Genomic DNA, 13,893 nt, shown 5'->3' with positions numbered 1-13,893 from the left:
GGTTTCCGGCATACTGCTGACGCCTCTGTTTTTTTATTTCGTCTATATGAAAAATATCCATTCTATTCAAAATGAACTTTTTTTAAAAGAAAAGTCTCTTTTGGTGGTAAAAGCGATGGAAGAATTTAACCAGGATGATGAATATTTTGAGTACCCAAGGTTTAAAACATTTCAGTCAGGTCTTTATGACGAAGGTTTTCATCCGATTTTTACCTTGATTGACACTCCGATCAATTATTTTAAAGAGGGATATTATTTAGAAGGCAACAACGCCTACCTCATTGTAACCTTGCCAAAGAGAGATATTTCGGTGCGAGATATCTTGTGCTGAAAAATGAAATCTCCTTGCACCTGTGTATGAAAAAGTGTTTATTATCCTTTTTACCATTGTTGTCTTCGTCTTTATACTGAGTCTCTTTTTTCTAGGCAGTTTCGCCAAACCTTTTCAAAGAATAAACAAGCAGCTGGACAACTTTATAAAAGACTCCATGCATGAAATAAATACACCCCTCTCTATCATTAATGTAAATATTGATCTTTACAACAGAAAATATGAACAAAACAAATATATGCAGAGAATGAAAGCTGCCGCAAAAGTACTCTCTAATATCTACAATGATATGGACTATCTTATAAAATATGAACGCTTGCATCATGAAAAAAAAGATATAGATCTTGCCGAGTTTTTAAAAGAACGTATAGAGTATTTTAATGAAGTTGCCAAAATGAAAAATATTCAGATCAATGCATCAATACAGGAGTGCGGAATGGTATATATGAATGACAAAGAACTGCAGCGTCTCATAGACAACAATATATCCAATGCCATAAAATACTCGTATGAAAATTCAAATATTGATATTACTCTTTTTAGGAAAAATGAAAAATGTCATTTGAGTTTTAAAGACTATGGTGTAGGCATTGAAAAAGTTGAAAAGATATTTAGCCGATATTACAGAGAAGACAGCAGCAAAGGCGGTTTTGGAATAGGGCTCAATATAGTAAAAGCAATCATAGACAAAGAAAATATAGAACTTAAAATAGAGTCACTTCCGAAGCAGGGAAGTCTGTTTATCTACACATTTCCTAAAAAAAAGACAAATTAAATATAAATAAAACTGATTTTACATAAATTTTACATTTAGTAGTTACACTTACTCCATAAAACAAATAGGAGGAACGAGAATGAAGAAAACTGTTATGATGTCATTACTTGTGGGTGTTTCATTATTTGCTACTGATTATAGCAAAGTAATAACACATCCGGATGCGAGTAAGATGATAGAAAAAGATTTGTTAGCACCACCAAAAGTATATAGTATGCCAGCCGGTTGTGTAACAACTGACCCTGATGCAATAGCAAGAGGTGCATATATTTTCCATAATTTAAACGGAAAGAAGGCAAAGAAAAACCCGCCAAAAGGTTTGTCTAGAAAAACGAAAGACGGAAAAGTCAAGCAATACGGAAACTGTGTTGCCTGCCATAATATAGAAGGTGCTAAAGGTGCCGGTAATATAGGTCCTGATTTAACTGACTATAGAGAAAACTTTATAGAGAGTGGTGCAAGAGACAACCAGTTTGTTTTTCAAAAAATAGCTGATGCCCGTATTGACAATCCGGATACTCATATGACAATTAACTTAACAACCAAGTTATTCACTCCAAGAGAAATATGTGATATTACTTCATATATTGTTGCTCCAAAATAATTATAAGGAATTTAAACTATGCAAAGAAGAGATTTTTTCAAAAAACTAGGAACAGTAGCTGCGGTATCAGCTGTTATGCCAGCGATGAGTTTTGCCGGTGGTTCGAAACCTATAAGTCCAAATAAAATGGATTATAATACTGCTGTAAACACGATAACAGGTGGGAAAACCCCTAAACCTTCAAAAAAAGTAAAATTAAAAGTTCCGGAAATTGCGGAAAACGGTGCAGTTGTTCCTGTAACAGTTACAGTTGATTCTCCAATGACTGAGAGTAACTATGTAAAAGCTATTCATATTTTAACAGGAAAAAATTCAAATGCTCGTACAATTGATGTTTATTTGACTCCTGCTAACGGCAAAGCAATGTTTTCAACACGTATTAAACTTGGTGGTACGCAAAAAGTAACTGCTTTGGTAGAGTTGAGCAATGGAGAGTTTTTAACAGCTTCTCAAAGTGTTAAAGTAACTATTGGTGGTTGTGGTTGATTCTAACCAAACATTTAAAGTCAAGAAAAATATAAAATAGAGGAATTGAAAATGCAAGAAAGAAAGTCACTGATTAAAATCAAGCCAAAAAGATATAAAAACGGCGAGATAGTCAAAGTTAGTTTTATGGTTATGCACCCAATGCATACTGGTATGGCTAAAGATAAAAAAACGAAAAAAATTATTCCGGCAAAATATATAAACAGTGTAAAGTTTATTTATAACGGAAAAGAAATTACAAGTATGAAAGTCTGGGAGTCATTATCTGTAAACCCTGTATTTACTACATACATGAAAATTAACGGCAAAGGGAAACTGACTGTTAAATATACGGATAATACTGGCGAAGCGCACGAAAAAACCAAAAAGATTAAACCAAAAGGATAATCAAATGAAAACAGGTATTAAAATAGCTCTATCAGTTGCAATGCTTGCTTCATTATCTTATGGTGGTGAGCAATTTGCAATGAGCGACGCAGACCGTGCAATGTACGCAGAGATGTCAGAGAACAATCCTGCAGACATTATGGTGGCTGACGGTGAAGAATTATTAGGTTATATGGGTGGGGACGAAGGTCTTGCAAAATATCTTGGTGTGACCGAAGATGAACTGCCGGCATATATAGCAGGGTTTCCCCGCTATATCAAAAAGTTTGACATGGTTGTAGGAATTGACCAGGTAATTCAGGCAATGATGGCAGACGGAGGGCATAAACCGCTGAAGCTTAAAAGCGGAAACATGTTTGCAATGGTGGCATATGTGAAATCTATTGCAAACGGCGAAAAGATAAACATAGATGTAACAGCAAACAAGCAGATGAAAGAAGCTTATGCACTGGGTTTAAAGACATATATGACAAAACGCGGCGGTCGCGGACTTTCATGTAACTCTTGTCATGCTCCTGCTGTAGTCGGCCGTATTTTAAGAACACAGCCGCTTCCGGATTTAGGTGCAAAAGGTGCAAAAGCTGCGGCAACATGGCCGGCATACAGAATGACAAAATCATCTTTAAGAACACTGCAACGCCGTTTTCAGGGATGTATGAAAAATGCACTTTTAAAAGTTATACCGCTCGGTTCAAAACAGATGGTAGCACTTGAAGTGTATTTAACAAATAAAGCAAAGGGCGCTGAAATTTCAATCCCTGGTTTAAAAAGATAGAAGGTTAATTAATGGAAATTTCTAGAAGAGATTTTATGCACATTGCAGCGATATTTGGACTGACTGCAGCTACAAGCAGCTTTGCAAGTTCACAAAAAATAGAGCAGATTGGTTTAAAAGATATATACCAGTTTAATTCAATGGGTAATTTTACACTGATGCATATATGTGATTTACATGCACATATAAAACCACTATACTGGAGAGAGCCCTCAACATTGATCTCTGCTCCAAACCTTGTGGGAACACCTGGGTTTTTATGTGGTGAAGCATTTGCAAAGCATTATGGACTTGAACCAAGTTCTCTTGATGCATATTTCGACACATATATAGACTTTAGCAAATTGGCTAAAAAGTTTGGAAAAATGGGCGGTATCGCGCACATTAAAACTTTGACAAATCACATTATAAAAGAACGCGGAAAAGAGAATGTACTTTTCCTTGATTCCGGTGATACATGGCAGGGAACTGGTGTGGCACTGAAAACCGCTGGCGAAGCTATTGTAAAAGCCCAAAATTATCTTGGAATTGACACTATGGTCGGGCACTGGGAATTTACCTATGGGAAAGAGAGAGTCAAAGAGCTGATTGAGATGCTTGATGCGAAATTTATTTCTCAAAATATCATAGGTGATGATCCTTTTGCTGATGAGTATGAAGAGTTGATTTTTGAACCGTATACTATTGAAGAGCGTGGTGGGGCAAAAATCGGAATTATCGGACAATCCTTTCCGTTTACATCTACTGCGAACCCAAAAGAGTTTACAGAGGGTTGGAGTTTTGGTTTAAGACTTGAAACACTTCAAGAATATGTAGATGAGTTGAAAAATGAGAAAAAAGTGGACTGCGTTGTTGTGCTTTCGCACGATGGATTCAGCGTTGATCAGGAAGTGGCGCGTAAAGTTAAAGGTATCGACTTTATTTTAAGCGGTCATACACATGACCCTTCACCGGAACCTATTGTCATTAACGGTACTGTTATCGTTATTGCAGGAAGTCACGGAAAATATATAGGTCGTTTGGATATTGATGCAAAAAACGGAAAAGTGAACGGATATGAGTACAAACTGATTCCTATTGCTTCGCATATTATTCCGGCAGATCCGGAGGGTGTAAAGCTTGTCAATGAATTGTATGCTCCTTTTGATAAAGAGTTTAATGAAGTGTTAGGCCGAACAAAAGGAATGCTTTATAAGCGTGATACATTCTTCTCAACATTTGATCAGCTCATCAATGATGCAATTATGGATGAGATGAAATGTGATGTCTCTTTTACTCCAGGGTACAGATGGGGAACAACAGTGCTTGCCGGTGACAATATTTTAATGGACAATGTATATGAGATGTGTGGGATTACCTATCCTGATGTGTATACATTTGAGTTAAAAGGTGAAAAAATTGCAACACTTTTAGAAGATATTGCAGATAATGTTTTTAATGCAAACCCTCTATACCAGCAGGGTGGTGACATGAGCCGTCTTGGCGGTGTAACCTATTCTATCGCCGTTTCAAACAAAGCGGGTGAGAGAATATCAAATCTTAAGATTGGAGGTAAACCTATAGACTTGAAGAAAACATATATAGTCTCATCATGGGGTGGGAACCTGCAAAAAGCAGGCGCCAACTTGCAAACTGACAAAATTCGTCCGGTTTATGATGTTGTACGTGATTATATTAAAAAGAAAAAAGTGGTTGATGTGAGTAACAAAGGTAATGTTACTATACTAGATTACAGTTGTGGCTGTCCGACTAAGGGGTCAAGAGGCTGCTAAAGGAACAGGAGGCAGCTGCAACTGCCTCCTGTATCTGAATGTGTTAACAATAACATAATCAAACAAGGTTATTATAACACTTTTTAAACAAATAAAAGGGAAACAAATGAAAAATATGATTAAATTGGCAGCTGGAACTGCTGCTTTACTACTAATGGCTACTTCAGCACAGGCAACGTTAAAGACAGATAAGGTTACTTTAAAAGGGAACATGCAAGTGAAGTATAACAAACTTCCATCTCCAGTTGATTCTTTGAAAGAAGCTTTTACTGAGGGTATGTTCTACGGTCGTTTCAGAACAAACTTTTTCTATTGGGACTGGGATGTAGAAAATTATGCAACTGGCGGAAAGCAAAAAGATAACAAAAACAATGGTGTCGGTGGTAGTTTAATCTATAAATCTGCTCCGTTTAAAGGGTTCAGCGGAACTGTTGGCCTGTATACATCACAAAACTTAGATTTCTTTCGTATGGATAAACAAGATGCAAAATATGCAAAATCGGGTAAAGATACATTCAGCAGATATAATTTATCAACTGGCGGGCATTATGGTATTACTGATTTAGGTCAGGCATATTTGCAGTATGATGCTACAAAAAAGACAACTGTTAAAGTTGGTCGTCAAATGTTTGAGACAGTGTTTACAAAATCAAATGATACAAAGATGATACCAAATACTTTTGACGGTCTTACTGTTGTCAGTAAAGATTTACCAAAAACTACGGTAAAACTTGCATATTTTACAAAACAAAAACTAAGAGATCATACAGTTGCACATGATGTTCTCGCATTTGATCCAAACAATAAATGGAACCAAAATGATGATTCGGCAATAAACAAAAACCTCACAGTTGCAAGAATAGGACAGGATAACAAACTTATAGTCGGTACTGTGACAAACAAGTCTGTTAAAAACCTCAAAGCAAGTGTAGGTTATGCAACAGTTCCCGGTGTTGTGAGCAATATTACATTGGAAGCACATTATACTATTCCTGTCGGTTCAATGAAAGTTGTCCCTGGTGTGAGATATATGATGCAGTATGATGCTTTGGGTGCCAACTACGGTGTGGCAAACTTAAAAGGGAATCAGACAAACTATACTAATCCGAACTCTTTGGATTCAAATCTGTTATGTGCTAGAATTGACTTTAAACAAGGTGCATTTTTAGGCCGTTTAGGGTACTCAAAAGTAGCTGACAAAGCAGATATCGTTGCTCCATGGCGTGGATTCCCGACGGGTGGATTTACTCGTGCAATGGCTCAATATAACTGGTATGCAAACACTCAAACTATTATGCTTCGCGCAGGATATGACTTTGGAAAAGCAAAAATTCTTCCAGGATTCAGTGTAATGGTCAGATACGCAATGCAGGATTTTGATGACAGTAAACCAGGTGTACAGGCTGATAGTAATATTATTCATATGGATGTTCGTCAGAACATCGGACACAGCAGTGAATTAAAATTCAGACTCGGTATGGTTGACGCGAAACCGACAAACGGTAAGACAGATGTATCATACAATGAGTACCGTTTAGAGTATAACTACTTCTTCTAAAGAGAAGTAGTTTAATCACAATTATAAAGGTTATGCTTTGAAGTCATTTTTGTTGAGTATTGTATTATTTCATTCTCTCCTTTCTTACGATTACAAACTTCAGCCTGAAAAAGTAGATGAGATCACCACTCACTGCTTTTTTGGGCTACCAGAAGTGATGGATGAGCATAACAACGGAAACATGTCCAATTCATGTTTTGTTACCCTTGGGAGCAGCTATCTTGTGATAGATAGTGGTCCCACGTATCAGTATGCCCAGCAGGCATATCAAAAGATGAAAGCTATCAAAAATCTTCCTGTCTCTTATGTTATAAACACACATGTTCATGATGATCATTGGCTTGGAAATAGTTACTATGCGACACTTGGTGCCAAAATCATAGGATCAGAGGCATTTAAAGAACTTCCTAAGTTGAAACAAACACGCATGCAAAGAAGAATATCTGCCGAGGCATATAAAAAAACGACACAGGTCTTTCCGACTGTTTTTGTAAAAAAAGAAAAAGTTTTACAGATTAACGGAAACAAAGTATATATCAAAAGTGTAAATCATAAAGCGCACACAAACAGTGATCTTTACGTTTACATACCAAGTAAAAAAATTGTCTTTGTAGGTGATCTTGTGTTTAATCAAAGACTTCCTTCACTTCGAGATGGAGATATAAGCGGCTGGTTGGAGGCTCTTGAACAAATAAAGAAAATGGATGTTCAGTATATTATTGGCGGGCATGGAGAAAATATAGATAAAAAAGCCGTTGATTTTACCTATAATTATCTGAAAACCTTAAAAAAAGAAGTAAAAAAAAGGCTGGAAGCGGGTGAAGATATCGCTGATGTTGTAAATGAGGTTAAAATGAAAAAGTATGAAAATGACCCTTTTTATGATTCCATCCACAGACAGAATGTAGAAACAGCTTATAGAATGTTGGAGTGGGAAGATGAGTAAAATTATATTTTTAGTTTTGTTAAGTGCTTTTTCTTTATGGGGTCTTGAATTTCATACTTATGAAGAAGCGTTAAAAATCCAAAAACAAAACAATAAAATTATTATGATAGATGTCATACGTTCGGATTGTCAGTACTGCATCAAAATGAAAAAAGAGGTTTTTGATGATCCGGAAATGTCAGAATGGATAGAAGAACGTTTTATTCCCGTGGAATTGAACCTTGACTTTGATGAACTGCCTTTGGGATTACATGTATATTTTACACCGACTTTTTTCTTTGTAGACAAAAATCAAAAAATAATTAAACAGATTCCGGGTTCATGGAATATTCAGGATTTTAAAGATTTAACAAAAAATATAAAATAAAGGATAATTCATGCTAAAATTTACACTAATTTTACTAAGCTTTTGTATTCTCTCGTTTGCAGATACAGAGTATGCAGAGCCCAAACCTTCTATAGACAATCCGAGACAAATTGTCTTTTCAGTCACAGAAGATTCTCCGCATGCACTGGATCACATACTCAGTGTCGCAAACAATGTTTTGAAGTTTTACGGACCGGAAAAAGTAGAGATGAAAATCGTTGCCTATTCCAAGGGGATAAAACTTTTGGACAGACATGTGAAAGAGACTGCTGTGCGCGTAGATGCTCTGATGCAGTATGATGTAGAATTTGTTGCGTGTGGAAACACAATGCGGACACTGCATATAAAAAAAGAAGACCTTGTTGACGGCTCCGTTGTAGTAACCGCAGGTGTGGTTGAACTGCTGGAGAGTGTTAAAGCAGGTTGGATTTATATTAAACCATAGGAAAAGAAAAATGAAAAAACTAATTACACTGGCAATTGTACTTTTTTGTGCAGTTTCACTCCAGGCAAAAGGAGACTTGCATCTTTTCAGTATAGAAAACAAAGATGGAAAAATTACTCCATATACTATTGAACAGGCGCTGAACAACGGCGGTTTCCATGTAGAGCTTAACAGCAATATGATAGGACCGTTTAAAAAACAGTTTAAAGAGACACAATACAAAGTTTTTACTTTAATGACATTCTGGAGTAAAAAATACACAAGAGATTTGGTGATTAAGTATCCAAAAGCGGGTGTTTTTACACCGATGGGTATGGGAATCTATCAGGCAAAAAATGAAAATACTTTGCATTTTTCTGTGTTGAGCGCAGAGGCACAGGGAAAAATATTAGGGATTAAAGACCTGTCTCTTCTGAAAAAGATAGAAACAGACGTGCTTGCAGTGATAAAAAAGAATTTTCCAAAAGCAAAGCATACTTACAGTGAAGACAGTTTAAAAACATCACATAATTTAGTAACAGTTTATGAGATGGAAGTAGATGAGGATGAAGACCCTGATGATGTGCTGGATGAACTTCAAATGAACCTTGAAGGCGCATTTAAACCATACGGGTTTGTTGTTCCCCAGTTTATGGATCTCAACGAAGTACTTACACAAGACGGAACAAAAGAATCGCCGTTTGATTTTTATATTACTTACTCTATCTGTAAACTGCCGGTTATTTATACTGTTTCAAAAAGCAGACCTGAAGCATCGGCATTTGCACCATGTACAACAATGTTGTATAAGAAAAAAGGAGAAAATAAAGTTGTCGTAGGTTTTCCGGCTGTGTATAACTGGCTGAGTTCTGCAAAAGTTGAAGACAAAGAGGCGAAAGCGACACTCTTAAAAGCACAAAAAGATTTCGAATCTATTTTGAAAGATATTACAGAGTAGAAGAGTTATCTTCTTGCTCTGCTTCTGTTGGCATTTGAGCCGCGGGAGTTTCCTCTTGGCTTGTTTCTTGAGCCTCGGTTTCCACCCATATTGATAGGTTCTGCTTTGATGCTCGGATCGGGTTTAAATCCCTTGAGCCATACTTTTTGTATATCTTTTTTTATCAGCTTTTCTATATTGCCTAAAAACTCATCTTCATCAACACACACAAGTGATATAGCTTCTCCTTTGTTTCCTGCACGGCCTGTTCGTCCGATGCGATGAACATAATCTTCGCTGACATTAGGCAGTTCAAAGTTAACGACATGAGGCAGCTGGTCGATGTCGATGCCACGTGCTGCAATATCCGTTGCGACTAAAACTCTCACATCCCTTTTTTGAAATCTGCAAGTGCTTTCGTACGTGCATTTTGGCTTTTGTTTCCATGATGGCAACTGAGGAAATACCCTCTTTTTCAAGTTGTCCGCTGAGTTTGTTTGCGCCGTGTTTTGTGCGTGTAAATACAAGAACCTGCTGCCATTTTCCCTCATGTATAAGATGGGTTAAGAGTTCTCTTTTTCTTGTCTTGTCAACAGGATAGACACTCTGCGCTACACTGGTGTTTGACTCGTTTGTGCGGGCTACTTCTATAAGCGTAGGAGATCTTAAAAACTGGTTTGAGAGTTTTTTAATGGCATCCGAATAGGTTGCAGAAAAAAGCAGGGTTTGGCGTTCGCTTGGAATAATGTTGACAATTTTTTTAATGTCGTTGACAAAACCCATATCGAGCATTCTGTCCGCTTCATCAAGTACCAAAAACTCTATTTCTCTCAAATCGATTGTTTTTTGGGAAATATGGTCAAGCAGACGTCCCGGTGTTGCAATGACAATATCAATGCCTTTTCGCAGTTGTGTAATCTGCGGGTTAATCTTTACACCGCCAAAAATAACAGTTGATTTAAAAGGGGTATGTTTGGCATACAATGCGACATTTTCGGCAACCTGCAGTGCAAGCTCGCGTGTCGGCGTCAAAATAAGTGCACGGACTTTATGCTTTTGCTTTGAAGATTTTTTGCGTGAAAGCAACTCCAAAAGAGGCAGTGTAAAACCTGCGGTTTTTCCTGTTCCTGTCTGTGCACCTGCCAAAATATCTTTTTTTTGTAAAATGACGGGAATCGCCTTTGCCTGAATGGGTGTAGGTATATCATACCCTTGTTCTTTGACAGCTTTTAAAATCGGCGCTGAAAGACCGAGTGAATTAAATGTAATTTCTTTTTGAATCGTTTTTTCCTAATGAAGACTTAAACAAGTCTTTTGTTTATTCTTCTATAATAGCATAATTTATGGCATTTGTGGGTATAATTTCAAAAATACTTTTATAGGATACCAAATGCCTGCTGATACCATTGCCATTAAACCAAACAACCATCGTATTTATCCCTGCCCGGATGATAAAAAAACAGAACTTTTAAATAAAATTATAGAAGAAAACAAAAATGAAGATATTTTGGTGGTTTGTGCAAGCAATTCTCAAGCACTTAAAGAAGAGCTGGACAATAAAGAGATTCCTGTCATAGAAGATAAAGAACTTGTAAAAAACAAAAATTTGACCTGTGGTTTTTTGATCAGTTATGATATGCCGATCAAAGCCATCGTCTATATAGCAAGAGTGTCAAAAGCTACACACAAGGCCGTAATGCTGTTGGATGAGAGTGAGCAAAAAGCCCTGCATGCTATAGAAAATTTGCTTGGACGTGCCATTAAACAAGAAACAGTTGAAGGTTTTGCATATCCGCAAAAAGAGTCTAAAGATTCAGATGAACCAAAAAGAAAAAAACTCTCAAAAGATGAGATAAGAGAAGTTGCTAAAAAACGGTATGAAAGTTCTACACAGGAAAAGCCGAAGTTTGACAAGCCAAAAGGTGATTTTACAAAGGATGATGAAAAAGAGAACAAATGGGCAAAAAAGAAAAAAGCACCCAACAAGTTTTTAGGCAAAGATGAAAACGGCAAAGCAAAATTTTCAGGAAAAAGCGGCGAGCGTAATCACCGTTATGACGGGAAGCCAAGAGAAAAGCTTACAGGGAAAAAAATAAGCATTCAAGCCCGCAAACCAAAAGATACATAAAGGCATTAGTTTGACGCTAACGGGAAAGAATCTCTGCCACTCTTTGAGAACTCCCATGCTGCAGATATTCTCTTAAAGATTGGGAATTTTGTAAAAATTTCTCTCTGTCATACTCTTTATAAGCATTTAAAAGATTTTCTACAGTCACATCTTTCTGAATAAACTCAGGATGCAGTGCCTCCTTTTTATACTGTGAAAACATAATATTCCCAAGACCAAGATAATCCAGTTTTACAAGTCTGCTTGCTAGAAAATAATCAAACGGTTTTGCAATGTAACTCAAAACAAAAGGCACACCTATGAGTGCCGCTTCAAGTGTAGCCGTTCCACTGCAGATAAAAGCAAAATCTGCATTGTAAAGGGCGTTATGCGGTTCATGCGTGATGTCAAAATCACTTATATCTCCATATAATGACTTGATGTCTGTCTGGGAAAAATGCTCAGGTATAACCAGTGTTGCCTTTACATGTAAGTGCTGCACAAGTTCCCTAAAAACAGGCATGAGTTTTGTAATTTCACCTTTTCGACTGCCGGGCATAAACACGACATTTTGTACTTCGTCCCTGAGGGATTCTTTAAAGTGTGTAATTTGGTCAAGTAATGGATGCCCGACATATTCTATAGGAGCTTCTTTTGGATAGTAACTCGGCTCAAAAGGTAAAATAGAGCATAACCTGTCTATAGTTTTGGCAAGCACGGGAATGCGTTTTTTCTTCCAGGCCCAGGCTTGGGGCAGTATATAGTAGATTATCTTTTTTTGCGGGTATCTTTTTTTGATTTTTTTTGCCAGAGGCAGGTTGAAGCCGGAAGAGTCTATCAGCAGTATTTTATCCGCCTCTTTTGCAAGTTCTGTCATTTCGTCTGCAAGTTTGAAAAAGAACCGTAATTTTTTCAAAGCATCCACAAAACCCATAATAGCAAGGCTTCTCAAATCCACAATGGGCTCTCCCAGATTTTTATCAAAGATACCTATAAATTCAACATCATCGGCCAACTCTTTTTGTAATGATTTGAGATGCATATTTGCAGAGTGTTCGAGTGCTGATACAAGAATTTTCATGAGTTTTAAGCCTTAATAATTTATAATACGGACATTATATCAAAGGTGGTCTGAAATGCTTATATCAAATGCCGTAGTGTGTGACGTAAACGGAGAAAGAAATGTCGATGTACAGATACAAGACGGTGTGATTGTCGCCATAGGTGAAAATTTGCAGGATGAAAATGTTATAGATGCCCAAGGTGTCTATCTGTTGCCTAGTCTTATAGATACCAATGTAAGAGTGCTGGATTCTTCTTTAAATGCAAAAAATATAAAAACACTTGCGAAAGAGGCAAGAAAAGGCGGAGTAGGGCATATTGTATTAAATGCCGATGCAACACCTGCTATTGACAATGAAGTCGTTTTGGAGTTTGCACAAAACGGTGTCAAAGATATAAAGGGCGTAAAGATTGATTTTATGCTGAACGCTTTAAAAGAAGATATGGCGCTTTCAAATATCGCGATTTTATTAAAAAAAGGTGTTGTGGCCCCTTATATGAGCACGATAGCAAAAAACAATATTGCTATTAAAATAGCAGAATATGTCAAGATGTATGACGTAACACTCTTTTGCAAGCCTGAGGACAACTCTTTGATTAATGCCGGTGTAATGCTTGAGGGGGATGTCAGCTCAAAACTCGGACTGGCAGGAATTCCTGAGCTGAGTGAAGTATTACATGTATCACGAATGATAGAAATAGCAAGATATTTCAATATTAAAATACTCTTTAAGTCCATTGCCTCACCTCGTTCTATAGAGCTTATCACTAAGGCAAAAAAAGAGGGTGTCCATGTAAGCTGTGAAGTCTCCGTACATCACTTGATTTATTCCGATGAAGCCTGTGAAGGTTTTAATACAACGGCAAAACTCAATCCTCCTTTAGCAAGCAGGGAAGATGTCATTCTTTTGCAAAATGCTTTAAAAAATGGTGATATTGATGTTCTGAGTGTTTTGCATCAGCCAAATTCACCTGTAAATAAAGAAGTGGCGTTCTTTGATGCGGCCTATGGATGTGAAGCACTTGAAGATGCACTTTCGATTTATTATACAAAACTGGTAAAATCAGGGATGATCTCTATGAGCGAATTAGTAAAATTGACTGTACAAAATCCTGCCAAATGTATCAATACGAAAGCAGGAATTATAGAGGTAGGACAAAATGCAGCAGACATTGTGCTTTTTGACACAAATGAAAAAAAAGTTATCCACAATGCCCAGTCGCTTTATAACGGCGAAGCACTTTTTGGAACTGCTATTCCAATGCCGGAAGAGAGTGATAAAAAGTAACAACAGTCGGCACTGAAGTACCGATTCCGAAGTCTTTTTGGAACCCGTACTTCAGTGCGGGCGAGAGTGGCAG

General features: G+C 37.1%; 15 protein-coding genes and 1 pseudogene. 14 read left to right on the top strand and 2 right to left on the bottom strand.

The window, feature by feature from the left end:
- The first annotated feature begins 46 nt into the window (after positions 1 to 46).
- The 12 genes from MLC44_RS08225 (at position 47) to MLC44_RS08170 (ending at position 9,383) form a co-directional block, all read left to right on the top strand.
- Complete coding sequence (locus MLC44_RS08225; RefSeq protein ID WP_434656882.1) at positions 47 to 331, top strand: hypothetical protein; 285 nt, start codon at positions 47 to 49, stop codon at positions 329 to 331.
- Between the two features lie 22 nt (positions 332 to 353).
- Complete coding sequence (locus MLC44_RS08220; RefSeq protein WP_434656880.1) at positions 354 to 1,106, top strand: sensor histidine kinase; 753 nt, start codon at positions 354 to 356, stop codon at positions 1,104 to 1,106.
- 79 nt (positions 1,107 to 1,185) lie between these two features.
- Positions 1,186 to 1,710, top strand: coding sequence for a sulfur oxidation c-type cytochrome SoxX (soxX, locus tag MLC44_RS08215; RefSeq protein WP_151900142.1), 525 nt, complete (start codon positions 1,186 to 1,188; stop codon positions 1,708 to 1,710).
- An 18-nt stretch (positions 1,711 to 1,728) separates the two neighbouring features.
- Positions 1,729 to 2,196 (top strand): thiosulfate oxidation carrier protein SoxY, encoded by a 468-nt coding sequence (gene soxY / locus MLC44_RS08210; protein WP_151900143.1) that lies wholly within the window; start codon positions 1,729 to 1,731, stop codon positions 2,194 to 2,196.
- Between the two features lie 51 nt (positions 2,197 to 2,247).
- The gene (gene soxZ, locus MLC44_RS08205; RefSeq protein WP_193149969.1) at positions 2,248 to 2,583 is read left to right on the top strand and encodes a thiosulfate oxidation carrier complex protein SoxZ; all 336 of its coding nucleotides are present in this window, start codon (positions 2,248 to 2,250) and stop codon (positions 2,581 to 2,583) included.
- Between the two features lie 4 nt (positions 2,584 to 2,587).
- The gene (gene soxA, locus MLC44_RS08200) at positions 2,588 to 3,358 is read left to right on the top strand and encodes a sulfur oxidation c-type cytochrome SoxA (protein WP_151900145.1); all 771 of its coding nucleotides are present in this window, start codon (positions 2,588 to 2,590) and stop codon (positions 3,356 to 3,358) included.
- 11 nt (positions 3,359 to 3,369) lie between these two features.
- Positions 3,370 to 5,130: a thiosulfohydrolase SoxB gene (gene soxB / locus MLC44_RS08195; protein WP_151900146.1), complete on the top strand. Its 1,761-nt coding sequence runs from the start codon at positions 3,370 to 3,372 to the stop codon at positions 5,128 to 5,130.
- Between the two features lie 106 nt (positions 5,131 to 5,236).
- Positions 5,237 to 6,688 carry an OprD family outer membrane porin gene (locus MLC44_RS08190; protein WP_151900147.1) on the top strand — a complete coding sequence of 484 codons (1,452 nt, stop codon included), beginning with the start codon at positions 5,237 to 5,239 and terminating at the stop codon, positions 6,686 to 6,688.
- Between the two features lie 37 nt (positions 6,689 to 6,725).
- Positions 6,726 to 7,634, top strand: coding sequence for an MBL fold metallo-hydrolase (locus MLC44_RS08185; RefSeq protein WP_434656877.1), 909 nt, complete (start codon positions 6,726 to 6,728; stop codon positions 7,632 to 7,634).
- Complete coding sequence (locus MLC44_RS08180) at positions 7,627 to 8,001, top strand: thioredoxin family protein (RefSeq protein ID WP_151900149.1); 375 nt, start codon at positions 7,627 to 7,629, stop codon at positions 7,999 to 8,001. The genes MLC44_RS08185 and MLC44_RS08180 overlap by 8 nt, the downstream gene beginning before the upstream one ends.
- A 10-nt stretch (positions 8,002 to 8,011) precedes the next feature.
- The gene (locus MLC44_RS08175; RefSeq protein WP_151900150.1) at positions 8,012 to 8,446 is read left to right on the top strand and encodes a DsrE family protein; all 435 of its coding nucleotides are present in this window, start codon (positions 8,012 to 8,014) and stop codon (positions 8,444 to 8,446) included.
- Positions 8,447 to 8,456: 10 nt separating this feature from the next.
- The gene (locus MLC44_RS08170) at positions 8,457 to 9,383 is read left to right on the top strand and encodes a DUF302 domain-containing protein (protein WP_151900151.1); all 927 of its coding nucleotides are present in this window, start codon (positions 8,457 to 8,459) and stop codon (positions 9,381 to 9,383) included.
- A 5-nt stretch (positions 9,384 to 9,388) separates the two neighbouring features.
- On the opposite strand, the pseudogene MLC44_RS08165 reads toward MLC44_RS08170, so the two are convergent.
- Positions 9,389 to 10,631, bottom strand: a pseudogene (locus tag MLC44_RS08165) (DEAD/DEAH box helicase).
- A 121-nt stretch (positions 10,632 to 10,752) separates the two neighbouring features.
- On the opposite strand from MLC44_RS08165, the gene MLC44_RS08160 reads away from it, so the two are divergent.
- Positions 10,753 to 11,490 carry a hypothetical protein gene (locus tag MLC44_RS08160; RefSeq protein WP_434656875.1) on the top strand — a complete coding sequence of 246 codons (738 nt, stop codon included), beginning with the start codon at positions 10,753 to 10,755 and terminating at the stop codon, positions 11,488 to 11,490.
- Between the two features lie 16 nt (positions 11,491 to 11,506).
- Here MLC44_RS08160 and lpxB read toward each other — a convergent pair whose 3' ends face one another.
- Entirely contained in the window at positions 11,507 to 12,550 is a 1,044-nt protein-coding gene (gene lpxB, locus MLC44_RS08155; RefSeq protein WP_434656872.1) for a lipid-A-disaccharide synthase, read from the bottom strand.
- A gap of 55 nt (positions 12,551 to 12,605) precedes the next feature.
- Between lpxB and MLC44_RS08150 the strand changes: the two genes are divergently transcribed.
- A complete protein-coding gene (locus MLC44_RS08150) occupies positions 12,606 to 13,820 on the top strand; it encodes a dihydroorotase (RefSeq protein ID WP_434656870.1) in 1,215 nt (404 codons plus the stop codon).
- Positions 13,821 to 13,893 lie beyond the last annotated feature (73 nt).

This window comes from Sulfurimonas sp. NW9 (genome assembly GCF_051132275.1).
Lineage (GTDB): Bacteria > Campylobacterota > Campylobacteria > Campylobacterales > Sulfurimonadaceae > Sulfurimonas > Sulfurimonas hydrogeniphila.
Note: the sequence above shows the minus strand (reverse complement) of the source record. Positions and strands in the feature narration are given on the sequence as shown.